Source organism: Phenylobacterium sp., assembly GCF_030681155.1.
Lineage (GTDB): Bacteria > Pseudomonadota > Alphaproteobacteria > Caulobacterales > Caulobacteraceae > Phenylobacterium.
The window spans coordinates 179,457-202,560 of the sequence record NZ_JAUXXE010000071.1 but is presented as its reverse complement, the minus strand read 5'-3'; the positions used below and the strand labels follow the sequence as shown (position 1 = coordinate 202,560).

Here is a 23,104-nt window from a genome sequence, read left to right as displayed (position 1 = left end):
CGCCTGACCGTGCTGTAGGGCGCCCGCCTCGATCGCCAATAGCTGCTGATCGATGGCCTGGTCGGAAAGTTGCTCGTCAATGATCCGCAGGGCCGAGGCGCGCGGCACGCCGCCGCCGCGCCGAGCGGCCTGGCCGTCGTCGACAAACGCCAGGCCACGGCCGCGCAGGGCGCCGGCGAAGGCGTTCATGCCGATGTCGGAGGTCAGGAAGCGCGAGCCGAGATAGTTGGTCACCCCGAAATAGCCGGTGGCGCGCGACAGCACCCATTCCAGCTTCTTGACCGTCTCCGGACCCGGAGCGCCGGCCATCAAGGTGTAGGGACCAGGATCGTTGTCGGGATAGTCGCTGGGCTCCATCGGGGTTTCCAGCAGCACCTCGTGACCGGCTGCGCGGGCCAGGTCGATCCAGCCCTGCAGTCCGTCGGAATAGGGCACGAAGGAGAGAGTGATCTCAGGCGGTAGGTTGTCGATGGCCTGGCGTGTGGCGGTGGCGTTCAGGCCCAGCCCGCCGATCACCAGCGCGACCTTCGGTCGGCCGTTGGAGACGAACGGGCGAGCATAGGCCTCGGCCGGGGTCTTGCCGTTGGCGGCGATGACCGGCAGCGGGCCGCTGGGACCTTGGACATGGAAGCCGGCTAGAGGCGCGGGCGGCAGGGGATCGGCGGCGTGGAAGGCCTGTCCGCCGGCCACGGTGATGGTGGCCTGACCCATGGCGTCTTCGGCGCCGATCGGGGTCTCCGACAGGCGGAAGATATCTTCGGTGACGGTGGGCTTGGCCGAGCCATCGGCCAGGGCCTCGCGCCATCCCTCTGGCGCGGCGTCCGAGCTGATCTTGGCCAGAGAGAGCCGCACGACCGGCGAGCTGGCGGAAGGATCTCCGATCAGGGCGATGACGATCAGCAGGGTGATGACGAACAGCCCGGCCGCCGCGCCAGCGCCGGCATAGGGGTTCGACAGCACGCGCATCAGCGCCTCAGGGGCTCGGAAGCCGGAGGTGGGCGCGGCAATGGCGGGCGACAGATTTTTTTTGGAAAACATCGATGATCACGGAACGTTCCAGCATTGGAGCGTCCGCGAATATGGTTAACAAACGACTTATACAGTGAACGCCGGCGTCTATTCCCACGGCCGCAAGGGCTAGCGAGGAATAGACGCCAACAGTCGTTTATTTTTTCTCACCGGCCTCTTCGCCGGCAGAGACCGCGGCCGCAGCGGCCGCGCCCTTCGGCGCGACGATAGCGGCCATCTTCGGCGCGGGCTTGGGCAGTTTCGGCGTGGCGGCGACCGAGCCGTAACGCAGCACGTCCTTGGCGCGCGAAAGCTGGAAGTCCTTCTTCGCGTCGAAGCCTTCCGGGGGGGCTTCGGCGGGCACGTGAGCGCCGCGACGGGCCTTGCCTTCCTCGGCGTTCAGGGCGTTGCGGAACGAGGCTTCCGAGAACTGGAAGGCCTTGTTGGCGATCCGTTGCGCCTGCTCGCCGGTCTCGGCGACTTCCAGGTCCGGTTCGATGCCGGTCTTCTGGATCGAGCGGCCCGACGGCGTGTAGTAGCGCGCCGTGGTGAGCTTCAGCGCGCCGTCCATGCCGCCGCGCAGCGGGATCACGGTCTGCACCGAGCCCTTGCCGAAGGTGGTCAGGCCGACGACTTCGGCCCGCTTGCGGTCCTGCAGGGCGCCAGCGACGATCTCGGCGGCCGAGGCCGAACCGGAGTTCACCAGCACCACCATCGGCAAGCCGCCGGCGTCGTCGCCGGGCTTGGCGTTGTAGCGTTCGATATCGCGCGGATCGCGGCCGCGCTGGGAGACGATCTCGCCCCCTTCGAGGAACATGTCGGAGATGCCGACCGCCTGGTCGAGCAGGCCGCCGGGATTGTTCCGCAGATCAAGAACCAGACCCTTCATCTTCGGGTTCTTGGCGCGCAGGTCGGCCAGGGCCGCCTGGGCTTCGTCCGTGGTCTTCTCATTGAAGGCCGAGACGCGCAGGTAGCCGTAGTCGCCGTCCATCTTGGCGCTGGCGGATTTGGTCTTGATGATCTCGCGGACGATCTTCACGTCGAAGGGATCCGTCTTCTCGCGGGCGATGGTCAGGGTGACCGCCTCGCCGGGCTTGCCGCGCATCTGCTTGACGGCCTCGCTGACCGACAGGCCCAGGACGCTTTCGCCGTTCACCGCGGTGATAAAGTCGCCGGCCTTCACGCCGGCCTTGAAGGCGGGGGTGTCGTCCATCGGCGAGATCACCTTGACCACGCCCTCTTCGCTGGTGACCTCGAGGCCTAGACCGCCGTACTCACCGCGCGTCTGGTCGCGCATGTCGTCGAAGCTGTCGGGGTTCAGATAGCCGGAATGCGGGTCGAGCGAGGTCAGCATGCCGTCGATGGCCGCCTCGATCAGTTTTTTGTCATCGACCTCGGTGACGTACTGGCGTTCGACCGTGTCGAGCACGTCGCCGAACAGTTCCAGCATCTTGTAGGTCTTCGCCTTGGGCTGAGCGGAGGCGTAGGCCTGCTGGCTCACATAGGCCATGGAACCAGCGCCGAGCACAAAGGCCGTCGCTCCGATCAGAAGATACTTTCGCATATCAGGCCCTTAAGCCTCCCTTGCGGCGGAACTGCGCCGCACAGCGTTCGAAGTTCCACGTTCCACACCAATTCCGGCGGAATTGGTTCGCATTTATTCCGTCTTGTTTCCCAGCCACTTGGCTGGGTCGACAGGGACACCGCGTTCGCGGACTTCCAGATAGAGTTCAGATGGGGATTGTCGTCCATCCGTCATCCACCCGACAGGCGATCCGGCCGCGACTGATTGTCCGATACCAACGGTCGCTCGATCGAGGCCAGCCAGAACCAGATGGTAGCCACCGGGCAGACGCAAGATCAATATGACCCCCCAACCCTTAACTGGCCCCACATATTGCACCAGCCCCTCGCTCGGCGCGGTGACCGGCGCGCCCTTCTGGGCGTCGATGATGATGCCGGTGGACTCGCCGCCGCCGGTCAGCGCCTCGCCGTAGCCGTGAGTGATCGGCCCCTTGGCGGGGGCCAGCAGGGCCACGGGCGGCGTGATCGGGCCAAATTCCAGCGGCGCCGCGCCGGGCGGGGTGGCCTCAAGGCGTTCGCGGTGCTCGGCCAGTTGGGAGTCGTTGGTGAACAGCGCTTCGCTGGCGACCGCGGCTAGGCGGCGCTGGCGGGCGATCTCTGCGGCCTCGCCGGCGTAGACCTTGGCGCGGCGCTGCAGCTCGGGGGTGATGGCCTTGACCAGGATCGCGGCGCGAACGGCCTGGGTGGCGTCCTGGGGGCTGACCATCAGGGCGGGCGGGGGATCGCGCCGAAATTGCGCCAGGGCGGTCAGCAGCCGGGCCATGCGGTTGAGATTGCGGCCCTGTTCGGCGTTCAGCACCGTCTCGCGGACGTTCAGACGCTCAAGCTGCATGCGGTCATCGGCCGCGGCGTAGGCGATCGCCGCCACGCCCAGGCTGAGGGCGAGGGCGCAGATCACCGGAAAGGCCAGGCCGCGGCGGAGCATCATCGTTCTGGGATAGACCTTGAGGCCATGGCCCTCAATCGCGGTGATAGGGGCTGCCGGATAGAATGGTGACGGCGCGATAGACCTGCTCGGCCAGCATGGCGCGCGCCATGGCGTGCGGCCAGGTCTGGGGTCCGAAGGCGAGCTTGCCCTTGGCCTGCTCCAGCACCGACGGGTCCAGCCCATCGGCGCCGCCGATCACGAACACCATCTTGCGCACGCCGTCGTCGCGCAGGCGCGCGATCTCGGCGGCGAAGGCGCGGGACGCCCGGGCCGTTCCATGTTCATCGCAGGCGATGACGTAGGCGCCTTCGAGGTGCTGACGCAGCACCTCGGCCTCCGGGGCCTTGCCCGGCTTCTTCGCTTCAACCTCGATGACCTCGACCGGGCCAAGACCCAGCGAGCGGCCAGCGGCGGTCGCGCGATCAACGTAGAGTTTGACGAGATCGACCTCGGGCGAGCGTGGCAGCCGCCCGACGGCCAGAATGGCTATCTTCAGGAGGCCTGCGTCCGGTGCGGGGCGTCGACCGACCAGATCTTCTCGATGTTGTAGAACTGGCGCACTTCGGGGCGGAACAGATGGATGATGATGTCACCCGTATCGATCAGCACCCAGTCACAGTGCGGCAGACCCTCAACACGAGCCTTGCCGTAACCGGCTTCCTTGAGGGCGCGCAGCAGGTGATCCGCCAGAGCGCCGACGTGACGATGCGAGCGGCCCGACGCGACGATAAGTCCGTCTGCTACGGCGCTCTTGCCTTTCAGGTCGATGAAAACAACATCCTGGGCCTTGTCGTCGTCGAGACGCGCCAGGATGAGATCTCCGAGGGCGACGATCTTCGCCTCGGTTTCGGGAGAGGCCGCCTTAAACGGGGCTTCTTCGTGCGCACTAGGCGCGGGGTCAGGGCTCAGCGGGGTCGCTCCTTTGTTGCCTCGCTAGAGGAGACATAGCATAGGAAGACGCTTCGGTCAGCCCAACTCGCAAAGTCCTCAAATAGGCGGCTAAGCCCCACCTTGTCGCATACGCTCGCGTAATGCGCTAGAGGACTGAAAATTAAGCGGTCCGGTCAGGAAAACCCAACGCGGCGGGTCTGCGCCAGGGAGCAGCCTGGCTTGCTGTGACGGCGCCCTGGCATGGGCGAACCGGCGGGCGGCCGGCGAGAACCGGCTCTTCAGCGAGATCCACGGTCGCGACACGACGGCCACCGGAACCTCGGCCATGATCTGGGTCCAGCCACGCCAGCGGTGGAATGTCGCAAGGCTGTCGGCGCCCATGATCCAGACGAAGTGGACGCCGGGGAACCGCGCTTTCAGGGCGCGCAGGGTGTCGATGGTGTACTGCGAGCCGAAGCGGGTCTCGGCGTCGCTGACGATCATGCTGCGGCCGCTGACCACGCGGCGGACGCCTTCCATCCGCTCAGCTAGGCTGGCGGTCTCGTGAGACGATTTCAGCGGGTTCTGCGGCGAGACCAGCCAGATCACCCGGTCCAAACCCAGGCGACGGCGTGCGGTCTCGGCCACGTGGGCGTGACCCTCATGGGCCGGGTTGAACGAGCCGCCATAGAGGCCGACCCGCATCCCCGGCTGCAAATCGAAGCCGAGCTGCAGGGCCGCCGGACGGCCCGCCATGGGCCGGCGCCTAGCCCCGCCGGCGAACCACACAGGGTCCTCGCAGGCTCAAAGCGGCTTTGCCGTGCCGGGATTGCGGTCAAGGTCGAGATCGGTCTGGCGCACCCTGGCGCGGACCGTGAATACGCCGTCGCCCGACAGGACGCCGGCGCGGGCGAACAGCCGGCCATGCTCCCAGTTGGAGAGACCAAGCTCGGGGCGGTTCAGGGCGAACTGCCCGTCCACCCAGCGGGTGAAGCCGTCGCCGACGAACGGCGCGTTGATCGCGGCGTAGAACGCCTCGTGCGCGGCCGGGTCTTCGGCGATCAGGCTGGCGGCGAACTGCGGGCTGTAGCGGTTGAAGAGGGCCACGGCCTCCGCGGCGGTCTCGACCACCACCAGGGTGAGCTCGGGGGTCTCTTCCCACTCCCATTCGTGGCCAAGCTCGGCCAATGGCAGCAGTTCGACCTGCGGCTCCTCGACCGGGCCTTCAGCGCGGCCGACCGTGATCTGGGCTGAACGCCAGGCTTCGGGCAGGTAGCCCTCGGCGCCTTCGACAACATGCAGCTTCACGCCGCTGCGGCGCTGGCCGGCGGCGGTCAGGGCGTCCAGGAAGGCCGGCACGAGGTCGGCGGCGCGCTCGCGGACGATGGCGCAGACGTTCAGCGTGTTGCAGACCTTGCGATCCAGCGAGTGATAGACGGCCGCCTTGAAGCGTTCGGCCTCAGCGCTGGCGTCGGCCACCATCCAGGCGCCGCCCGTGCCGTGCAGGCTGACGGGCGCGCCGGCCTGGCGGGCGATGGCGCCCAGCTGAGCGACGGCCGGTCCGGATCCGCGCGCCACGGCCAGGGCCAGGCGCGGGTCGGAGAACATGGCCCAGCCGGCGGCGTGTTCGGGGCTGTCGACCAGGGCGGCCGAACCCTCGGGTAGGCCCGCCGCCTTGAGGGCGGGATTCAGGGCGTGGTCGACGATGGCGCGGGCGGTGCCGAGCGCGTCGGAGCCGATGCGGAACACAACGGTATTGCCGGTCCGCAGCACGCCGGTGGCGTCGGCGAAGACGTTGGGGCGGCCTTCGAAGATGAAGCCGACCACGCCTAGCGGGGCGGCGACCTGTTCGACGCTCCAGCCGGCATGATCGACGCGTTCGATGATGCGGCCGCGCGCAGCGGGGGCGTCGCGCCAGACCTGCAGGCCGGCGATCATGTCGGCGCGCATGGCGTCGCTGACGCTCAGGCGGGTGGTGGAGCGGCCACGGGCCTGGGCGCGGGTCACGTCCTGCGCGTTGGCCTGGGCGATCTCGCCCCAGATGGCGTCATCGGCCAGATTGGCCGCGAACGCTTCGAAGAATTGGGTGACGGCGGCGTCGGACACATTGGCCAAACCGTCGAAGGCGGCGTGGGCGCGGCCGACAGCGCCGGCGGCGATCGCCTGGACCGACGCGGTGATGTGCAGAAGGTCGCCGGTTTCCTGCACGACGACCAGGCGGTCGCCCGGTTGGAATGCAGCAGCCAGGGCGTCAGGCACCAGGGCGACGCGGTCGCCGCCGAACGGAATGGGCATGCCGGCGACAAGCGTCTCCAGCCGCGCCGTCGTCTTGGCGCCCGCCTCTACCTTCGTTCTCGCCGTCGCGTCGTCCATTGCGCCCTAATGCTCAGTTTGAGGTTTAGTAGGCCCCTTTGGGCCGTGCCGCAAATCGCCGATCAGGCTGGCGCGACCACCGGGCTCAACGCCAGGTCGTCGGCGTGGATCAGCGGTCCGGAAGTGAAGCCCAGAACGGCCTCGATGGCGTCGGACTTCAGGCCCCTGATGCGGTCGGCGTCGCCGGAATCGTAGCGGGCGATGCCACGGCCGATTTCCCGGCCGGTTTCGTCGGCGACCACTACGGCGTCGCCCTTGCCAAAGCGGCCCTCGACCGCACGGACCCCGGCGGCCAGCAGGCTCTTTCCGGTGGCCAGAGCGCGGGCGGCCCCGGCGTCGACGACCAGGGCGCCGGCCGGAGCCAGCGAACCGGCGATCCAGGCCTTGTAGGCGGCCGCGACGGAAACCGAGGGGGCGATGACGGTGGCGAGTTCGCCCGCTTCGATGGCGGCCAGCGGGGCGGGGCGACGGCCAAGCGTGATGACGGTGGCGCAGCCGGCCGACTGGGCGATGCGGGCGGCGGCGATCTTGGTGGCCATGCCGCCGGTGCCGACTCCGGCGGCGGCGTTCGCGCCCCCGGCCATGGCCTCGATCTGCGGCGTCAGTTGGCTGATGCGCGGCATGTGCTGGGCGGCGGGGTCATGACGCGGATCGGCGGTGTAGAGGCCGTCGATGTCCGACAGCAGCACCAGCACGTCGGCGCCGATCATCTGGGCGACGCGGGCAGCCAGGCGATCATTGTCGCCGTAGCGGATTTCCTCGGTGACGACGGTGTCGTTCTCGTTGACCACCGGCACCACGCCCAGGTCGAGCAGGGTCGACAGCGTGGCGTGCGCGTTCAACCAGCGACGGCGGATTTCTGTGTCGTCACGGGTCAGCAGCACCTGGGCGGCGGATATCCCGTGCGGCTCGAGCGCTTCTTCCCATGCCCGCATGAGCGCTGACTGGCCGGCGGCGGCGCAGGCCTGCTTCTCGGGCAGGGTCAGGGCGCGGCGGCCCATTTTCAGGCGGCGGCGGCCCAGCGCCACGGCGCCCGACGACACCACCAGCACCTGCTGGCCTCGCGCCCGCAGGCGCGCCAGGTCGGCCGCGAAGGCCGCCAGCCATGCCGTATCGGGACCGTTCTCGCCGGCGACCAAGGCCGAGCCGAGCTTGACGACGATCCGCTTGGCCTCCGTCAGCCCGCTCATCAGGGGATCCAGCCGGTGTTGGCCTCGTCCTCGGGGTTCGCCTGGGCGGCCGTCGCCTTGCGTTCGCGCACTAGGGCGTAGGCCTCGCGAAGCAATTCGGTCACGCCCTTGCCGGAGACGCCGGACACCAGGCGAACCTCGGCGCCGCTGGCCTCGGCTAAGGCCTCGCGCTGCATTTCGACGGTGCTCTCGTCGAGAGCGTCGATCTTGTTCAGGGCCAGGATCTCGACCTTGTCGCCGAGTTCGTCGGCATAGGCTTCGAGCTCGGTCCGCACAGTCTTCCAGGCCTCGACCACGTCGGTCTGGGTGGCGTCGACCAGGTGGATCAGTGTGGCGGTGCGTTCGACGTGGCCCAGGAACCGGGTGCCAAGACCTGCGCCGTCAGAGGCCCCCTCGATCAGGCCGGGAATGTCGGCGATCACGAAGCGCTCGTTGGTCGACAGGTCGACGACGCCCAGGTTCGGGGCGATGGTCGTGAACGGATAGTCGGCGATCTTTGGCTTTGCGGCGCTGGCCGCGGCCAGGAAGGTCGACTTGCCGGCGTTGGGCAGGCCGACCAGGCCGACGTCGGCGATCAGCTTCAGCCGCAGCCAGATCCAGCGCTCCTCGCCGTCCTGACCCGGATTGGCGTGTTTGGGGGCCTGGTTGATCGGGCCTTTGAAGCGGTCGTTCCCCCAGCCGCCATTGCCGCCCTTGAGCAGCAGCAGGCGTTTTCCGGGGGCGTCCATGTCGGCGATCAGAGTTTCCTTGTCCTCGTCCAGCACCTGGGTGCCGACCGGAACATGCAGCACCACGTCGGCTCCAGCCGCGCCGTGGCGGTTGCGGCCCATGCCGTGGGTGCCGGTCTCGGCGCGGAAGTGCTGGGCGTAGCGGAAGTCGATCAGGGTGTTGAGGCCATCCATGGCCTCGATCCAGACATCGCCGCCGCGCCCGCCGTCACCGCCGTCCGGGCCGCCGTACTCAATGTACTTCTCGCGCCGGAACGACACAGCGCCGCCGCCACCGTTGCCGGAGCGGATATAGATCTTGCACTGGTCGAGAAACTTCATCGGGGCCTTTTGTAGCACAGAGTGGCGCAGGTCGAGCGTAGCGGCGTCGATTCCCGCGCAGGTGAGGGATTCGCGCACGTCATCCCAGGCTGGCGTTTGGCCGCAGCCTGGGATGACGCCGTGATCGTCAGGCCAGCCAAACCATCATTCGGGTCGGGGCTGGGCGGCCGCCTCGCGCGACCGAGGGGCGTTGCCGCACCTCGCCCGTATAGAGGAAGCCGGCCTTGGACAGCACCTGGCCCGAAGCCAGGTTGTCGGCGAAGTGGCCAGCGCGCAGATAGCGCCGGCCCCAGGTCCGATGGGCCCAGATCAGCGCGCCTTGCGCGGCCTCGGTGGCGAAGCCCGCGCCCCAGTAGGGCCGGCCCAGCCAATAGCCGATTTCGGTTTCGTCGCTGCTGGGGCCGTCGAACCCCATCACGCCGATGGCGCCGTGCTCGGGATGCTCGATCACGAAGACGACCTCGCGATCCGGGTCCTGCGCGCTCACCTGGGCGAGGAATCCCTCAGCGTGGTCGAGACCATAGGGGTAGGGCATGGCGGTGGTCATGCGCGCCACGTCGAAGTCGTTGGCGTGCTGCGCGAGCCGTGCGGTGTCGGCCTTGCGGGGCTTGCGTAGCCGAAGACGCTCGGTCGCGATGACCGGCTCGAAGTCGATAGCGCACATGGTCTGCCTCCCGGCCCTCTCCTGGGGCCCTTTAGAAAACAACAAGGGGGAGTCCGGCGACCGGACTCCCCCTTGGAAGTTCTCTGCCCGGTTCGCCTAGCGGCGGGCCCGGGTGATGAGGCTCGCCTTAGTTCGCTTCAGCCACGACCACGTTCACGTAGGTGCGGTCGTCGCGCTTGGTGATGAATTTCACGGCGCCGGCGGCGGTCGCGAAGAGGGTATGGTCCTTGCCGATGCCGACATTGTCGCCCGGGAAGAACTTGGTGCCGCGTTGGCGCACGATGATGTTGCCGCCAACGACAGCTTCACCACCAAATTTCTTTACGCCGAGACGGCGGCCAGCTGAGTCGCGACCGTTGCGCGAAGAGCCGCCAGAGTTCTTGTGAGCCATAGCTCTCTCCTAATTCTCTAGACGCTGCTATTCGGCGGCGTCGTCGGACGACTTGGCGGCGGCCTTCTTCGGCGCAGCCTTCTTGGCCGGGGCTTCGTCGGTCGCGGCAGCGGCCTTCGGAGCAGCCTTGGCTTTCGCCTTGGCCGGAGCAGCCGGGGCGGCGGCTTCCAGTTCGGCGACCACGTTCTTCAGGTTGCGGGCGCGAGCGTCCAGCAGGGCCTTCGGGGTGAGATCGACGGTGCCGTCCCACTTGTCGGTCTTGCCGGCGCCGGCGACCGAGGTGACGCGCAGGACGCTCTCGTGCTGACGATGGCCCTTCGTGCGGCGATAGCCCTGGCGACGGATCTTCTTGAAGATCTTCACCTTCTCGCCCTTGCGGGTTTCGATGAGGGTGGCCGAGACTTGAGCGCCGTCCACGAGCGGAGCGCCCAGCGTGATGGCCTCGCCATCACCGAGCATCAGGACGTCGCCGAAAGCGACCTCCGCACCGGGTTCACCGTCGAGCTTTTCGACAACCAGCAGGTCGCCGGCTTGGACCCGGTACTGCTTTCCGCCGGTTTTGATCACCGCGTACATGGTTAGCGCCTTGAGACTGTAGCAAAATGGATTGCGCCCGCGAGATAACCCGCGGACGAGAGGCGCGGACTTATACAGAGCGACCCGTAGGAGTCAACGCGCCTGCCGTGTTTCTACTGTTACATGACTGAGGCCCGGTAATCCGGCCAATCGGGCGCGGTAAATCTCGGCCGATTGGGGGATGGCGGACTCGACCACGACGATCGCGGCGTGATGTCCAGGACCCAGGCGCCAGAGGTGCAGGTCGAGCAGGCGCTCGCCCTCGGACTGCAGACGCGTACGGATTTCTGCGGTCAGTTCGGGCGAGGGATTGATGTCCAGCAGCACTGCGCCGGTCCGGCTCATCAGTCGCCAGGCGAAATGAGCCAGGAGGACCGCGCCGGCCAGGCCGGCCAGACTGTCGGCCCAGACCCAGTCGAACAATAGTCCGAGACCGAGCCCGGCGATGGCCAGGGCCGAGACCACGGCGTCGCCGGCGAGATGCAGGTGGGCGGCCGACAGGTTGAGGTCGCCGTCGCGGTCGTGCGCATGCTTGTGAATCGGCCGCAGCAACCAGACGCAGATGAGATTGATGACCAGGGCCGCGCCGGCCAGGGGCAGTGCGCCGTCATAGGCGACGGGCGCCGGTTCCAGCAGGCGGTGACCGCTCTCTATGGCGATCATGACGGCGCTGACCGCCAGGACGGCGGCGTTGGCGAAGCCGGCCAGATAGCCGAGCTTGCCGGTGCCGAATGAAAAGCGCGGATCGTCGGCGAATTTGCGCGCCAGCCGATAGGCGCCCGCGGCGACCACCAAGGCCGCGACGTGGGCCCCCATGTGGAGGCCGTTGGCGATCAGCGCCATGGAATTGAAGATCAGGCCGCCAACAAGCTGGGCCGCCAAGGTGAGCACGCAGATGCCCGCCACGATCCACGTGCGCCGCTCATTATGCGCGTGATCGGCGCCCAGATAGACGCGGTCGGCCCGGAAGCCGTCCATCTGTCCTTGTCGTTCGGGCGCGGAGGCGGTCACAAGGTCTCTTTTATAGGGCGGCGGCGGCCGTGGTTCAGTGTTATTCGATAACAGTATGCTGCGGTCAAGCGATCGAAGGCCGCAGCCTGTTGGCTTGTTCCCCTTCAATGACTAGATGACGTCCATGACCGACAAGACACCCGTCACCGTCCTCACCGGCTATCTCGGCGCAGGCAAGACCACGCTTCTCAATCGCATCCTCACCGAGGACCACGGCAAGAAGTACGCCGTGATCGTCAATGAGTTCGGCGAAGTGGGCATCGACAACGACCTGATCGTCGGCGCCGACGAAGAAGTGTTCGAGATGAACAACGGCTGCGTCTGCTGCACCGTGCGCGGCGACCTGATCCGCGTTCTCTCGGGCCTGATGAAGCGCAAGGGCAAGTTCGACGCCATCATCGTCGAGACCACCGGACTGGCCGATCCCGGCCCGGTCGCACAGACCTTCTTCGTCGATGACGATGTCAAGGCGCGGACCCAGCTCGACAGCGTCACCACCGTGGTCGACGCCAAGCACCTGCCGTTGCGGCTGGCCGATTCCCGCGAGGCGGTCGAGCAGATCGCCTTTGCCGACCAGATCGTGCTGAACAAGACCGACCTGGTCACCGAGGCCGAGCTGAAGAGCGTCGAGGCGGCGATCCGCCGGCTGAACCCGCTGGCTCCCATCCACCGCGCACAGCGCTCGAACGTCCCGCTGGACGCCATCCTTGGCCGTGGGGGCTTTGATCTGGCCCGAATCGTCGAGGTGCAGCCTGAATTCCTGAATCCGGCTCATGGTGAGCCGGGTCACGTGCACGATGAGGATTGCGACCATGATCACGACCATCATCATCACGGCGACCACGATCACCACGGCCACGATCATCATGATCACGAAGACCATGCGGCTGCGGCGGGCATACGCGGCATCTCGCTCACGCTGAACAAGCCGATCCACGGCCAGCGGGTCACCGCCTGGCTGAACAAGGTGCTGGAAGAGCAGGGTCCCGACATTCTGCGCGCCAAGGGCATCCTGGATGTCGCCGGCGAAAACCGCCGGCTGGTGTTCCAGGCCGTGCACATGATTCTGGAAGGCGACTTCCAGGGCGAGTGGAAGGAAGGCGACAACCGTTACAGCCGCCTGGTGTTCATCGGCCGCAATCTGGACGAAGCCAAGCTGCGCGAGGGCTTCGAGGCCTGCGCCGCCTAAAACCGGAGCCGGAACCCGCGGGTGCGCGTTGGGAGCGGATGATCCTTGACGCCATAGTGATCGGCGCCGGCCCGGCGGGGCTGACGGCCGCGATATATCTCGGCCGGTTCCGGCGAAACTTCATGGTCTTCGACGTGGGCGACAGTCGCGCGTCCTGGATACCCACCAGCCATAACCATCCAGGTTTTCCCGATGGGGTCGGCGGGCTTGAGCTGCTGGCGCGCATGAAGGCCCAGGCCGAGCGATACGGCTGCGCCGTCCGCAAGGCCGCCGTCGAGGACATCTTTTCCGACAACGACGGCTTCCGAGTCTTGGCGGGCGGAGAGACGCTGGTCGCCCGCACCGTCCTGCTCGCGACTGGCGTCGCCGACAACGAACCGCCCCTGCCTGGCGTCCAGGCCGCGATCCGCAACGGCCTGGTTCGCATCTGCCCGATCTGCGACGGCTATGAGGCCATAGACCAGAAGTTGGCGGTGATCGGCGCCTCGGATCTGGGCGCCCGTGAAGCGCTGTTCCTGAAGACCTACAGCGATCAGATCACTCTCATCCATGGGGGTGAGGCGGCCGCCTTGTCGGCGGCGAATCGTCGAGCCTTGGCCGAGGCCGGAATCGACGTCATCGAGACCGCCATCCAGCGGGTGGTCCTCGATAACGAGAGAATTGGCGCGCTCTGCCTGGGGCCAGGCGAGCCGCGCGATTTCGACCTGATTTATTCCGCGCTTGGCGTCGAGCCTCGCGTCGACCTCGCCGTGAGGCTCGGCGCCCGTTTCGATGACGGGGGCCGACTTTATGTCGATGACCACCAGCAGACATCGGTCCCAGGGCTCTACGCCGCGGGGGACCTTGTGCGCGGGCTCAATCAGATCAGCACCGCGCAGGGCGAGGCGGCCATTGCCGCCACCGCGATCCACAACCACCTCAGGACGTTAGCCGCCGTACAAGAAAAAACCCGCCCGGGTTTCCCCAGGCGGGTCTGATCGTCTTGGCCGAAGGGCTGTTTAGAGCTCTTCGTTGATCAGGGCGACTTGGAAGAAGCCGTTGCCCTGCAGGATGTTCATCACAGCCATGAAGTCGCCGTAACGCACGGTCCGGTCGGCGCGGATATAGACGCGCTCTTCGGTCGGCTCGGGCTTGTTCAGGATGCGCGACAGGTCGGCCGGGAGCGTGCCCAGGCTCGTCGGGGTTTCACCGATGAAGACCTTGCCACCCTGCTGAATGTTGATGAGCGTGGGCTCTTCAACCTTAGCGCCGGGGGGCGGCGGAATCGCCGGGGGCAGGTCGAGCTTAATCGACACCGTCGCCGCGGGGATCGACACCATGAAGATGATAAGGAGCACCAGCATCACGTCCACGAAGGGCGTGACGTTGATGTCGCTGTTCTGGCCGAGGTCGAATTTGCCGCCGCCTCCGCCGCCCAGCTTCGCACCCATATGAATTTCCTTCCCTGAGGGCCCCTTGATCGGGGCCGCCGCACAGTCTCCGTCACCCATCGCTAATGAAAATGCGATTGTAAAGCCCGAACCTTCAAAGCGACGTTCGCTGAACGCATCGGTTTGGCCGGCGCCCGCGAGATGGGCGCTTTTCGACGCGATTCCGGCTCTCGCCAAGACCGGCGTTAGGCAGGTAAGACCCGCGCATGACTTTCCAATACGACGCCTATGTCACCGCAGCCCTTTTCGGAAAGGCTGGAACCGCCGCTTTCGCCCTGGGCGACGGGACTGTGCGCTTTGAGAGCGGCGAGACGATCGAAGCCCATGACGGGGCGATTCTCAGCGCCTGCGCCCATCCGAGCGGTGAGGGCGTGATCACCGGCGGGGATGACGGCCGCGTCGTCTGGTCGCGGGTCTCGGGCTCTGAGGAGATCGCCAAGGTCCCCGGGCGCTGGATCGATGCGGTGGCTGCATCGGCCGAATCCAAGCTGATCGCCTTTGCGGCAGGGCGCGAGCTGCATGTTCGCGACGCATCCGACCCGAAATTCTCGCGGGTTTTCACCCATGAGAAGTCGGTGGCCGACGTCGCCTTCGATCCCAAGGGCCGGCGGATCGCGGCGGCGACCTATAACGGCGCCTGGCTCTGGTACGCCAAGATCGCCGAGCAGAAGCCCTACATCCTGAAATGGGCGGGCAGCCACGTGGGCCTGGCCTGGAGCGCCGACGGCAAGTTCCTGATGTCGGCGATGCAGGAAAACCAGCTTCACGGCTGGCGGGTGGCCGACGACAAGAACCTGAAGATGGGCGGCTATCCGGCCAAGGTGAAGAGCATGGCCTTCCTGGCCAAGGGCCAGTTGCTGGCGACGTCGGGCGCCAACGGCGTGGTGGTGTGGCCGTTCGCCGGCGCGACCGGCCCGATGGGCAAGCAGGCGGCCGAGATCGGCTTTGACGAAAGCGCCATGGTGGTCCGCGTCGCGGGGATGTCGGGCGGCCAGATGGTCGCCGCCGGCCTGGACGATGGCCGGGTGTGGGTCTGCAATCTGGCGGCCCAGGGAATCACGCCGCTGAAGGCCGAGAAGGGCGCGGCGATCACCGCCCTGACGATGACGGCCGACGGCAAGCGCGTCGCCTGGGGCGACGAGGACGGCGGCGCAGGCGTCGCTGACGTCTGACGCTACTCAAACCCGCGCAGTTCCGCCCAGGTCTCGAAGGGATCGCGGCTGGAACGCAGGGTGTTGATCGGCGCGGTCTCATCGCGCCAGCCCAGCGCCATGCCGGAGAAGACCATGTGGTCCTCCGGCAGGTTCAGCAGTTGGGCCAGGGTCTGCGGATAGCGAGCCCAGTATTCCTGGGCGCAGGTGTCGAGCCCGCGTTCGGTGGCCAGCAGCATCACCGTCTGCATGTACATGCCCAGGTCCGACCATTGCGGGGGGCCCAGCTTGCGATCGAGACAGAAGAACAGCCCGACCGGCGCTCCGAACAGCTCGCCGTTCTTGGCCAGTTGGCGCAGGCGCGCCGGCTTGTCCTCGCGCGGAATCTCGATGGTCCGATAGAGGTCTTCGCCATTCTGGAACCGGCGCGTGCGGAACGGGTCCCAGAGATTGGGCGGATAGACGTCGTATTCGGGGGGCTCGCCGAACGGGTTGGCGGCCACCTTCGCCTTCAGCTCGCCAAGCGGCGCCCCGGCAAGGGCGTAGACGCGCCAGGGCTGCAGGTTGCCGCCGGATGGCGCGCGGGCGGCGGCCTGCAGGATTTCGCGGATGGTCTCGGCCGGCGGAGTCTCTGGCTTGAAAGCCCGGATGGAGACGCGGCCTGCAACGGCTTCGGTGACGTTCAAGATATTGCGTCCTTGCGGCGGCTTGACCATGGCCCTGGCCCGACGCATCGCTAGCATCTCGCCGTGGGGTAAGGGCAAGCGACTTGGGTAAGGGTTCTTCCAAAAAGGGTCTGTTCGGCCGGCTGGTCCGAGGCGTCCTGATGCTCGTGCTGGTGTTCGGCCTGATCGGTCCGGTTCTGGTGACCGCGATCTACCGCTTCGTGCCGCCGCCGATCACCTGGCTGATGGTCCAGCGTGTGTTCGAGGGCAAGGGGTTCGACCGGCGCTGGCGCTCGATCGACAATATCTCTCCACGCTTGGTCCGGGCGGTGATCGCCGCAGAGGACGCCAAGTTCTGTGAGCACAACGGCTTCGACCTTGATGCGATGGAGAAGGCCTTCGCCAGCAACGCCAAGGGCAAGAAGCTGCGCGGCGGGTCGACGATCAGCCAGCAGACGGCGAAGAACATTTTCCTGTGGCCGGGCCGTTCCTATGTCCGCAAGGGCTTGGAGGCCTATTTCACGGTCTTGATCGAGGTGATCTGGGGCAAGCCGCGGATCATGGAAGTCTATCTGAACTCCGTTGAATGGGGCCCGGGCATCTATGGCGCCGAGGCCGCCGCACAGAAGAACTTCCGGGTCGGCGCCGACCAGCTTTCCCCAGCCCAAGCCGCGCGGTTGGCGGCGATCCTGCCCAGCCCGCTGAAATGGCAAGCCGCGCAGCCGGGACCCTATGTGAAGCGCCGTTCCGGCAAGATCACTCGCGCGGCTGGAACCATCAATCGCCAGGGCATGGCTTCCTGCGTTTTGGGTTGACGGAACATTGTTGCGCCCCAATGTGCCGTGAAGCTTGAGGTAATCTTCCTCGGAGGCGGCCCGTATGAAAGTTGGCGTACCCAGCGAGATCAAGCCGAACGAGCATAGGGTCGGGCTGACGCCGACGGCGGTGCGCGAGTACGTCACCCATGGCCATGAGGTCCTGATCCAGGCCGGGGCCGGCGGCGGCGCCGGCTATGCCGACGAGGCCTATGCCCGGGCCGGGGCCCTCATTGTCCCGGACGCCGATGCGGTGTTCAGCGGCGCTGAGCTGATCGTGAAGGTCAAGGAGCCGCAGGCCGCCGAATGGGCGCGCCTCAACGACCGGCACATCCTCTTCACCTATCTGCACCTGGCGCCCGATCCGGACCAGGCCAACGGCCTGCTGGCGTCCGGCTGCGCGGCGATCGCCTATGAGACGGTGACAGACGCCGCGGGCGGCCTGCCGCTGCTGGCGCCGATGTCGGAGGTCGCCGGGCGGATCGCGGTGTTCTCGGCGGGCGAGACCTTGCTGAAGCACAATGGCGGGATGGGGCTGCTCATCTCCGGCGTGCCTGGGGTGCCGCCGGCGCGGGTCTGTGTCCTGGGCGGTGGCGTGGTCGGCATGAACGCTGCGCGGATGGCTGCGGGCCTGGGCGCCGAGGTGGTGGTGGTCGAACGCTCCATCCCGCGCATGCGTCAACTCGACGACATGTTCCTGGGCCGCATCCTCACCCGATATTCGACGCTGGACGCGGTCGAGGAAGAGGTCTTGAAGGCCGACGTGGTGATCGGCGCAGTGCTGACGCCCGGCGCCTCGGCCCCCAAGTTGGTTCGCCGCGAGCACCTAAAGCAAATGAAGCCGGGCTCGGTGCTGGTCGACGTCTCCATCGACCAGGGCGGCTGTTTCGAGACCTCGCACCCCACCACTCACGCCGACCCGACCTATGTCGTCGATGGAGTGGTCCACTACTGCGTCGCCAACATGCCCGGAGCTGCGCCCCGCACCTCGTCGGAGGCCCTGGTCCACGCGACCCTGCCGTTTGGACTTTCCCTGGCCGACAAGGGGCTTGGGGCGTTGGCCGATAATCCGCACTTGGCCAAGGGGCTGAACGTCCTGAAGGGCGAGGTCACGCACCCTGCCGTGGCCGAGGCGCTCGGCAAGCCGTTCGTCGATCCCTACGGCGTGTGGGCCAAGCGGTAGCACTAACCTTCGTCAGCCTTCGGCCGACCGGAGGATGACGAGTTTTCGGGTGTCGCCTCGTCTAGCGGGCGAAGCTGTCGTGGGTCATGCACAGCACGCCCAACGGGCCCTAACCTAGGCGGCGGCCCAGGCGCGGGGGTCTAGCGCCACCGGATCGTCGATGGCCATTTCATCCCAGTCAAGATCGGGCGGGGGGCTGGAGGCCGCAGCGATCACGGCCGAGAGCTCCGCGGGCGAGGTGACGCCGACCAGGACGGTCGCGGCCTCGACACGGGAAAGAGCAAAGCCCAGAGCGGCTTGCAACGGATCGGACCGACCCTCGGCGATCAGCCGGCGCGCCCGCGAAATGCGGCTGGCGGCGGCCTTGAGGTGATGCGGCGCGCGATCGGGCGGCAGGAACAGCAGGCCGTTGAGGAAGATCGAGCGCAGATGGACCTCGATGCCCAGGCCCGCCAGGGCGGCCAGGGTGCCGTTGATCAGCAGGCGCTGGTCGAGCAGAGAGGCCGGAGCCTGGACGATGTCGGGGCGGAACCGGCGGGCTACGCCCAGCGGATCGTCGGAGGCGAAGACCGAAACCCCGATCTTGCGGGTCAGGCCTTGGTCCTTGAGCGCCTTCAAGCGGTCCCACAGGGCCAGGCCGTGCGGGCCAAACAGGTCGGCGGCGGCCGGCACCAGGATGGCGTCAGCCTGCTCGACGCCCAGGCGGCGCAGGGTCGCGCGCGCCTCGGCCTCGACGTGGTCAGGACCGCGATCGGGACGGACCGTCGAAATGGAGACCCGGAACGGATTCGGGCGCGGCATGATTTCGCCCAGCGTAGCTTCGGCGACGCCCGAGTGGCCGTCGACGTCGAGCACCGGCAGGCACGAGCGCGCCGCGATGTCGAGGATCTCCCGAGCTTCTGCCACAGGCGACCGACCACGGACCAAGGTGGTCGAGTCGAGGCCGAACTGGGCGGAGCCGAGGCCAAGCTTGGAAAGCGGTGAAATCATGAAGCCGGTGAGCTGGATGGAAACGCCAAGAGGGGGCATCTTCACCCAAAGGCCTAAAGAACCGGTGTCTAGGACCTTTCCAGGGGGTTAAAACCGCCAGATGCGAGAACCTCTCCCCGAGTGGCCCATTTTCGGCATGGCCGACGACGTTCGATCGGCGCTACGCCAAGCCCAGCAACGAAAAACGCCCGTCGCCCTGGCGACCCTGACCTCGGTCGAGGGGGGTGGGCCGCGGCCGCCCGGAACCCAGATGGTTTTCGGCGATGGCATCCTGGCCGGTTATTTTTCCGGCGGCTGCGTGGAGAGCGACGTGGCCGATCACGCCTTCGCTTGCCTCGAAGATGGAGCTCCGCGGCGGCTGGTCTACGGCGAGGGCAGCCCTTGGCCAGACATCCAGCTGCTGTGCGGGGCGCGCATCGAGATTTTCATTGAGCGGGTGGGCCAGGACGATGCGGCGCTGGCCGAGTTGCTGGCGGCCGAACAGGAGCGCCGTCCGGTGGTCTGGGTCAGCGACGGTGTGAAACGTCTGTGCGGCGTGAACGTCGAGGCCTGGGATGGGGCGATCGTCCAGGCCTATGATCCGGTCCCGCGGTTGGTGGTGTTCGGCGCCGACCCGACCGCCCTGGCGATCGCCTCGCTCGGGGCGCAGTCGGGGTTTGAGACCACGCTGGTTCGGCCCAAGGGCCCGGAGACGCCGCCGCCCCTGCTGGGCGTCGCCTATCGCCGCGATGAGCCGTCGGCCGCCTTGGCCGCCATCGGAACTGATGCATGGACTGCGATCGCCATCGCCACGCACAATCTGGATCTCGACCGCGAGGCTCTGGTCGCGGCCCTGCCCTCGGCGGCAGGTTATGTCGGCCTGCTTGGCGCTCGCAAGCGGCTGGCCGAACGGCTCGCGCCGTTGCGCGCGGAGGGTTTCCCGGAGGCCCGACTGCAACAGCTCCACGCCCCAATCGGCCTCGATATCGGCGGCAAGGCTCCGTGGGAGGTGGCGCTGTCGGTGATCGGCGAGATCGTGGCGTTGCGCCACGCGCGGACGTCCGAACCCCGGGTCGTGACGCCGAAGCGGGAGACGGCTTAAACTCGTCATCCCCCGGATCGTCTTGCAGACGACCGGAGGATGACGAGTTTGGCGGTGGTCAGGCGCGCGCCAGCGGCAGGATATCGACCAGGTCGCCAGGGGCCTGGGCCGGAGCTCCGCCGGGCCGCCGAACCAGGGCGTCGGCGGCGGCGAAGACGCTGACCAGGGAGCTGTCCTGATCGCGATAGGGTTCGGCCAGGATCGCGCCGCCTTCATAGGTCAACTTGGCGCGCATCCAGTGTTCGCGCGGGCCGTTGGCGGGCAGCGGCTTGATCAGGCGCGCGCTGGCGAGGCTGAACGTGCTGGCTGCGCCTTGGAACTTGGTGAGCAGGGGCTTCAGGAACAGCTCGGCGCAGACGAAGGCCGAGGCCGGATTGCCGGGCAGGCCCAGCAACCTGCGGCCATCGCCCAGCACCCCAAAGAAGGTCGGCTTCCCGGGGCGGACGCTCACGCTGCCGACCTTGAGCGAGAGGCCCAGGGCCTCGGCGGCCGCGCGCACCAGATCGTGGTCGCCGACCGAGGCGCCGCCGACCGTGACGATCAGATCGGCCTCGGCAGTCCGGAGAGCTTCGATCACCGCGTCCAGTTCATCGCGGACCGGTTTGAGCTTGGCGGCCAAACCGCCCCAGCCCTCGACCATGGCCGCCAGCGCCGGCGCGCTGGAATCGTAGATTTGGTAAGGGCCCGGCGCGGCCGGCGCCTCGACGATCTCCTCGCCGGTGGACACGATGGCCACCCGCGGTCGAGCGTGGACGGATATCTCGGAGCGCCCGGCGGAGGCCGCCAAGGACAAGCGCCAGGGGTCGATGCGTGTTCCCTGCGCGAGCAAAGGTTGTCCGGCGCGGAAATCACCGCCGGCCGGCCGGATATAGGCGCCTGCCTCCGAGGCCGGGACCGTGACGTGGTCACCCTGGCGGTCGGCGTCTTCCTGGATGACGATGGTGTCGGCTCCGGCCGGCAGGGCCGCGCCCGTGAAGATGCGCACCGCCTGGCCTGCGCCGAGCACGCCCTCATAGCCGTGGCCCGCCGCGCTCTCGCCGACGATCACCAGGGCGCCTGGCGCATCGGCGCTGCGCAGCGCCCAACCGTCCATCGCCGAGGCCGTGAAAGGCGGCTGGTCGCGGATTGCGGCGACGTCTTCAGCGAGGACCCGGCCAATGGCGTCGCCCAACAGCACCGTTTCGGCGGGCAAGGCGGACACCTCGGCCAACATCCGGGCCCGGGCGTCCTCGACGGACAAGAGCTTGAGATCGGTCATGGTCGCGCCCAATCGCCCGACTTGCCGCCGGTCTTGGTCAGCAACCGCACATTCTCGATGGTCATCGCCTTATCGGCAGCTTTCAGCATGTCGTAGACGGTAAGGCAGGCGACCGAAACGGCGGTCAGGGCCTCCATCTCGACCCCGGTCTGTCCAGTGGTGCGGACCCGCGCCGTGACCGAGAGGCCGCCGTCGGCGGGTTCGACCCGCACCTCGACCTTCGACAGGGCCAATGGGTGGCACAGCGGGATCAGGTCGGAGGTCTTCTTGGCGGCCATGATGCCGGCGATCTCGGCGGTGGCGCGGACGTCACCCTTCTTGGCGTCACCGGAGAGGGCGAGCGCCAGGGTGGCGGCGTCCATCCGGACAAAGCCCTCTGCGAGCGCTTCGCGGGCGGTGACCGCCTTATCCGAGACATCGACCATGTTGGCGCGGCCGGTCTCGTCGATGTGGGTCAGCTTGCTCACTGCTCGAGCAGTCTGGGCATCAGCTCGACCATGTTGCAGGGGCCATGGCGGCTGTCGAGCTGGGCCGAGATCACCTTGTCCCAACCATCTTTCACCGCTCCGTTCGAACCCGGCAGGCAGAAGACGAACACCCCGCCGACGATGCCGGCGGTGGCGCGGCTCTGCAGGGTGGAAAGTCCGACCGACTGGTAGCTGACCAGATGGAAGATCACCGAAAAGCCGTCGATCTTCTTGTCGAACAAGGGCTCAACCGCCTCGGGCGTGACGTCGCGGCCGGTGATGCCGGTGCCGCCGGTGGTGATGATGGCGTCCACCGAGCCCGAGGCGACCCAGGCTTTGATCTGCTCGCGGATCTGGGCGACGTCGTCGCGGACGATGGTCTTGTCGGCCAGTTCGTGGCCCGCGCCGGTGATGCGCTCGGCCAGGACGTGGCCGGAGGTGTCGCTCTCCTCGTCGCGTGTGTCGGAGACGGTGAGGACGGCGATGCGGACCGGCTTGATGGTTTGGCTTTCATCGACGCGGCCACCAGGGCTGAGGGCGTTCATGGCTTCGGGGTCTCCCAACGGGCGATATCGGCGTGGTCCTGGGCGCGCGGCTCGATCCAGCGTGCGCCGGCGGGGCCGGTTTCCTTCTTCCAGAAGGGAGCTCGGCTCTTCAAGTAGTCCATCAGGAAATCGCAGGCCTCGAAGGCCGCGCGGCGATGGGAGGCGGCCGTGGCGACGAAGACGATGGCCTCGCCCGGCGTGATCTTCCCGACGCGGTGGACGACATGGAAATCGTGCAGGTCGAACCGCCTTAGCGCCTCATCGGCGATCTTGCCGATCGCCGCCTCGGTGAAGCCGGGATAGGCCTCAAGCTCCAGGGTCGTCGTATCGCCCTGTTCGGCTCGGGCCAGTCCCGTGAATGTGGCGATCGCGCCGGTCTCGGTGCGGTCCTGGCAAAATTCGCTCAGCAGGGCGCCGGGGTCGAAGGCCTGGCCGGTGAGGATGATCATCCGCCGCTCATCGGCGGCAGGAAGGCGACCTCGGAGCGCGCCGAAAGTGTCGCGTCGCCGCGCACGATGGCTTGATCCAGGGCGACCTGGACGCCGGGGGCGGCCAGCGCCTGGGCCAGCCCCTCGTCTTCGCCGGCCAGCAGGTCGCGCAGGGCGCCGAGCGAAGCGCTGTCGATGTCGCGTTCGCGCCAGCCGGCCACGTCGCTCAGGCGACCAAACAGGAGCACCCGGGCCACG

27 protein-coding genes are annotated in these 23,104 nt (G+C 67.4%); 6 read left to right on the top strand and 21 right to left on the bottom strand.

The features are described 5' to 3' along the window. From Q8M13_RS19585 to Q8M13_RS19525, 13 genes are all read right to left on the bottom strand, one after another. Positions 1-1,038: divergent polysaccharide deacetylase family protein (locus Q8M13_RS19585; RefSeq protein ID WP_305301888.1), on the bottom strand; the 1,038-nt coding region annotated here is incomplete at its 3' end. Between the two features lie 127 nt (positions 1,039-1,165). Continuing rightward, on the bottom strand, positions 1,166-2,572 hold the full coding sequence (locus Q8M13_RS19580; protein WP_305301887.1) for a S41 family peptidase: 1,407 nt from the start codon (positions 2,570-2,572) through the stop codon (positions 1,166-1,168). A 93-nt stretch (positions 2,573-2,665) separates the two neighbouring features. Then, the gene (locus Q8M13_RS19575; RefSeq protein ID WP_305301886.1) at positions 2,666-3,520 is read right to left on the bottom strand and encodes a murein hydrolase activator EnvC; all 855 of its coding nucleotides are present in this window, start codon (positions 3,518-3,520) and stop codon (positions 2,666-2,668) included. Between the two features lie 31 nt (positions 3,521-3,551). After that, a complete protein-coding gene (rlmH, locus tag Q8M13_RS19570) occupies positions 3,552-4,016 on the bottom strand; it encodes a 23S rRNA (pseudouridine(1915)-N(3))-methyltransferase RlmH (RefSeq protein ID WP_305301897.1) in 465 nt (154 codons plus the stop codon). Beyond that, on the bottom strand, positions 4,013-4,429 hold the full coding sequence (rsfS, locus tag Q8M13_RS19565) for a ribosome silencing factor (RefSeq protein ID WP_304810573.1): 417 nt from the start codon (positions 4,427-4,429) through the stop codon (positions 4,013-4,015). Before rsfS ends, rlmH begins: the two co-directional genes overlap by 4 nt. A gap of 90 nt (positions 4,430-4,519) precedes the next feature. Beyond that, a complete protein-coding gene (locus Q8M13_RS19560) occupies positions 4,520-5,179 on the bottom strand; it encodes a nicotinate-nucleotide adenylyltransferase (RefSeq protein ID WP_305301885.1) in 660 nt (219 codons plus the stop codon). Between the two features lie 15 nt (positions 5,180-5,194). Next, the gene (locus Q8M13_RS19555; RefSeq protein ID WP_305301884.1) at positions 5,195-6,763 is read right to left on the bottom strand and encodes an aldehyde dehydrogenase family protein; all 1,569 of its coding nucleotides are present in this window, start codon (positions 6,761-6,763) and stop codon (positions 5,195-5,197) included. A gap of 62 nt (positions 6,764-6,825) precedes the next feature. Then, a complete protein-coding gene (gene proB, locus Q8M13_RS19550; RefSeq protein WP_305301883.1) occupies positions 6,826-7,953 on the bottom strand; it encodes a glutamate 5-kinase in 1,128 nt (375 codons plus the stop codon). Continuing rightward, entirely contained in the window at positions 7,953-9,002 is a 1,050-nt protein-coding gene (gene obgE, locus Q8M13_RS19545) for a GTPase ObgE (RefSeq protein WP_305301896.1), read from the bottom strand. Before obgE ends, proB begins: the two co-directional genes overlap by 1 nt. A gap of 127 nt (positions 9,003-9,129) precedes the next feature. Beyond that, positions 9,130-9,666: a GNAT family N-acetyltransferase gene (locus Q8M13_RS19540; RefSeq protein WP_305301881.1), complete on the bottom strand. Its 537-nt coding sequence runs from the start codon at positions 9,664-9,666 to the stop codon at positions 9,130-9,132. A 127-nt stretch (positions 9,667-9,793) separates the two neighbouring features. Beyond that, positions 9,794-10,057 carry a 50S ribosomal protein L27 gene (rpmA, locus tag Q8M13_RS19535; RefSeq protein ID WP_305301879.1) on the bottom strand — a complete coding sequence of 88 codons (264 nt, stop codon included), beginning with the start codon at positions 10,055-10,057 and terminating at the stop codon, positions 9,794-9,796. Between the two features lie 27 nt (positions 10,058-10,084). Further along, complete coding sequence (rplU, locus tag Q8M13_RS19530) at positions 10,085-10,633, bottom strand: 50S ribosomal protein L21 (RefSeq protein ID WP_305301878.1); 549 nt, start codon at positions 10,631-10,633, stop codon at positions 10,085-10,087. Between the two features lie 93 nt (positions 10,634-10,726). Then, the gene (locus Q8M13_RS19525; RefSeq protein ID WP_305301877.1) at positions 10,727-11,644 is read right to left on the bottom strand and encodes a cation diffusion facilitator family transporter; all 918 of its coding nucleotides are present in this window, start codon (positions 11,642-11,644) and stop codon (positions 10,727-10,729) included. 115 nt (positions 11,645-11,759) lie between these two features. Here Q8M13_RS19525 and Q8M13_RS19520 point away from each other — a divergent pair, with 115 nt between their 5' ends. Both Q8M13_RS19520 and Q8M13_RS19515 read left to right on the top strand, forming a co-directional pair. After that, positions 11,760-12,833: a GTP-binding protein gene (locus tag Q8M13_RS19520; protein WP_370870112.1), complete on the top strand. Its 1,074-nt coding sequence runs from the start codon at positions 11,760-11,762 to the stop codon at positions 12,831-12,833. A gap of 38 nt (positions 12,834-12,871) precedes the next feature. Continuing rightward, complete coding sequence (locus Q8M13_RS19515) at positions 12,872-13,810, top strand: NAD(P)/FAD-dependent oxidoreductase (RefSeq protein WP_305301875.1); 939 nt, start codon at positions 12,872-12,874, stop codon at positions 13,808-13,810. A 21-nt stretch (positions 13,811-13,831) separates the two neighbouring features. On the opposite strand, the gene Q8M13_RS19510 is transcribed toward Q8M13_RS19515, so the two are convergent. Next, complete coding sequence (locus tag Q8M13_RS19510; RefSeq protein ID WP_305301873.1) at positions 13,832-14,263, bottom strand: biopolymer transporter ExbD; 432 nt, start codon at positions 14,261-14,263, stop codon at positions 13,832-13,834. Positions 14,264-14,469: 206 nt separating this feature from the next. Between Q8M13_RS19510 and Q8M13_RS19505 the strand changes: the two genes are divergently transcribed. After that, positions 14,470-15,435 (top strand): WD40 repeat domain-containing protein, encoded by a 966-nt coding sequence (locus Q8M13_RS19505; protein WP_305301871.1) that lies wholly within the window; start codon positions 14,470-14,472, stop codon positions 15,433-15,435. A gap of 2 nt (positions 15,436-15,437) precedes the next feature. Here Q8M13_RS19505 and Q8M13_RS19500 read toward each other — a convergent pair whose 3' ends face one another. After that, on the bottom strand, positions 15,438-16,148 hold the full coding sequence (locus Q8M13_RS19500; RefSeq protein WP_305301869.1) for a nitroreductase: 711 nt from the start codon (positions 16,146-16,148) through the stop codon (positions 15,438-15,440). Between the two features lie 92 nt (positions 16,149-16,240). Between Q8M13_RS19500 and mtgA the strand changes: the two genes are divergently transcribed. Continuing rightward, positions 16,241-16,894 (top strand): monofunctional biosynthetic peptidoglycan transglycosylase, encoded by a 654-nt coding sequence (gene mtgA / locus Q8M13_RS19495; RefSeq protein ID WP_305301895.1) that lies wholly within the window; start codon positions 16,241-16,243, stop codon positions 16,892-16,894. A 64-nt stretch (positions 16,895-16,958) separates the two neighbouring features. After that, positions 16,959-18,077, top strand: a complete 1,119-nt coding sequence (gene ald / locus Q8M13_RS19490) for an alanine dehydrogenase (RefSeq protein ID WP_305301866.1) — start codon at positions 16,959-16,961, stop codon at positions 18,075-18,077. 114 nt (positions 18,078-18,191) lie between these two features. Here the strand turns inward: ald and Q8M13_RS19485 are convergent, their stop codons facing one another. After that, positions 18,192-19,067: a bifunctional regulator KidO gene (locus Q8M13_RS19485; RefSeq protein WP_370870113.1), complete on the bottom strand. Its 876-nt coding sequence runs from the start codon at positions 19,065-19,067 to the stop codon at positions 18,192-18,194. A 100-nt stretch (positions 19,068-19,167) separates the two neighbouring features. Here Q8M13_RS19485 and Q8M13_RS19480 point away from each other — a divergent pair, with 100 nt between their 5' ends. Further along, positions 19,168-20,148, top strand: coding sequence for an XdhC family protein (locus tag Q8M13_RS19480; protein WP_305301865.1), 981 nt, complete (start codon positions 19,168-19,170; stop codon positions 20,146-20,148). Between the two features lie 58 nt (positions 20,149-20,206). Here the strand turns inward: Q8M13_RS19480 and glp are convergent, their stop codons facing one another. From glp to Q8M13_RS19455, 5 genes are read right to left on the bottom strand one after another with little or no spacing between them, the layout of a single operon-like run. Continuing rightward, positions 20,207-21,406, bottom strand: a complete 1,200-nt coding sequence (gene glp / locus Q8M13_RS19475; protein ID WP_305301864.1) for a gephyrin-like molybdotransferase Glp — start codon at positions 21,404-21,406, stop codon at positions 20,207-20,209. Next, positions 21,403-21,873 (bottom strand): cyclic pyranopterin monophosphate synthase MoaC, encoded by a 471-nt coding sequence (gene moaC, locus Q8M13_RS19470; RefSeq protein ID WP_305301863.1) that lies wholly within the window; start codon positions 21,871-21,873, stop codon positions 21,403-21,405. The genes glp and moaC overlap by 4 nt, the downstream gene beginning before the upstream one ends. After that, a complete protein-coding gene (moaB, locus tag Q8M13_RS19465) occupies positions 21,870-22,418 on the bottom strand; it encodes a molybdenum cofactor biosynthesis protein B (protein WP_305301862.1) in 549 nt (182 codons plus the stop codon). Before moaB ends, moaC begins: the two co-directional genes overlap by 4 nt. Then, on the bottom strand, positions 22,415-22,867 hold the full coding sequence (locus Q8M13_RS19460; protein WP_305301860.1) for a molybdenum cofactor biosynthesis protein MoaE: 453 nt from the start codon (positions 22,865-22,867) through the stop codon (positions 22,415-22,417). The genes moaB and Q8M13_RS19460 overlap by 4 nt, the downstream gene beginning before the upstream one ends. Next, positions 22,864-23,103, bottom strand: a complete 240-nt coding sequence (locus Q8M13_RS19455) for a MoaD/ThiS family protein (RefSeq protein ID WP_305301859.1) — start codon at positions 23,101-23,103, stop codon at positions 22,864-22,866. Before Q8M13_RS19455 ends, Q8M13_RS19460 begins: the two co-directional genes overlap by 4 nt. Between the last annotated feature and the right edge of the window lies 1 nt (position 23,104).

What these genes read in the sequence shown, in the direction of transcription:
- proB (WP_305301883.1), bottom strand. Translation starts at nt 7,953, where the DNA reads ATGAGCGGGCTGACGGAGGCCAAGCGGATCGTCGTCAAGCTCGGCTCG.
- Q8M13_RS19575 (WP_305301886.1), bottom strand. Translation starts at nt 3,520, where the DNA reads ATGATGCTCCGCCGCGGCCTGGCCTTTCCGGTGATCTGCGCCCTCGCC.
- Q8M13_RS19540 (WP_305301881.1), bottom strand. Translation starts at nt 9,666, where the DNA reads ATGTGCGCTATCGACTTCGAGCCGGTCATCGCGACCGAGCGTCTTCGG.
- Q8M13_RS19505 (WP_305301871.1), top strand. Translation starts at nt 14,470, where the DNA reads ATGACTTTCCAATACGACGCCTATGTCACCGCAGCCCTTTTCGGAAAG.
- Q8M13_RS19580 (WP_305301887.1), bottom strand. Translation starts at nt 2,572, where the DNA reads ATGCGAAAGTATCTTCTGATCGGAGCGACGGCCTTTGTGCTCGGCGCT.
- mtgA (WP_305301895.1), top strand. Translation starts at nt 16,241, where the DNA reads ATGCTCGTGCTGGTGTTCGGCCTGATCGGTCCGGTTCTGGTGACCGCG.
- Q8M13_RS19515 (WP_305301875.1), top strand. Translation starts at nt 12,872, where the DNA reads ATGATCCTTGACGCCATAGTGATCGGCGCCGGCCCGGCGGGGCTGACG.
- Q8M13_RS19520 (WP_370870112.1), top strand. Translation starts at nt 11,760, where the DNA reads ATGACGTCCATGACCGACAAGACACCCGTCACCGTCCTCACCGGCTAT.
- Q8M13_RS19480 (WP_305301865.1), top strand. Translation starts at nt 19,168, where the DNA reads ATGCGAGAACCTCTCCCCGAGTGGCCCATTTTCGGCATGGCCGACGAC.
- Q8M13_RS19555 (WP_305301884.1), bottom strand. Translation starts at nt 6,763, where the DNA reads ATGGACGACGCGACGGCGAGAACGAAGGTAGAGGCGGGCGCCAAGACG.
- ald (WP_305301866.1), top strand. Translation starts at nt 16,959, where the DNA reads ATGAAAGTTGGCGTACCCAGCGAGATCAAGCCGAACGAGCATAGGGTC.
- Q8M13_RS19510 (WP_305301873.1), bottom strand. Translation starts at nt 14,263, where the DNA reads ATGGGTGCGAAGCTGGGCGGCGGAGGCGGCGGCAAATTCGACCTCGGC.
- Q8M13_RS19485 (WP_370870113.1), bottom strand. Translation starts at nt 19,067, where the DNA reads ATGATTTCACCGCTTTCCAAGCTTGGCCTCGGCTCCGCCCAGTTCGGC.
- obgE (WP_305301896.1), bottom strand. Translation starts at nt 9,002, where the DNA reads ATGAAGTTTCTCGACCAGTGCAAGATCTATATCCGCTCCGGCAACGGT.
- glp (WP_305301864.1), bottom strand. Translation starts at nt 21,406, where the DNA reads ATGACCGATCTCAAGCTCTTGTCCGTCGAGGACGCCCGGGCCCGGATG.
- Q8M13_RS19500 (WP_305301869.1), bottom strand. Translation starts at nt 16,148, where the DNA reads ATGCGTCGGGCCAGGGCCATGGTCAAGCCGCCGCAAGGACGCAATATC.
- rpmA (WP_305301879.1), bottom strand. Translation starts at nt 10,057, where the DNA reads ATGGCTCACAAGAACTCTGGCGGCTCTTCGCGCAACGGTCGCGACTCA.
- Q8M13_RS19460 (WP_305301860.1), bottom strand. Translation starts at nt 22,867, where the DNA reads ATGATCATCCTCACCGGCCAGGCCTTCGACCCCGGCGCCCTGCTGAGC.
- moaB (WP_305301862.1), bottom strand. Translation starts at nt 22,418, where the DNA reads ATGAACGCCCTCAGCCCTGGTGGCCGCGTCGATGAAAGCCAAACCATC.
- rplU (WP_305301878.1), bottom strand. Translation starts at nt 10,633, where the DNA reads ATGTACGCGGTGATCAAAACCGGCGGAAAGCAGTACCGGGTCCAAGCC.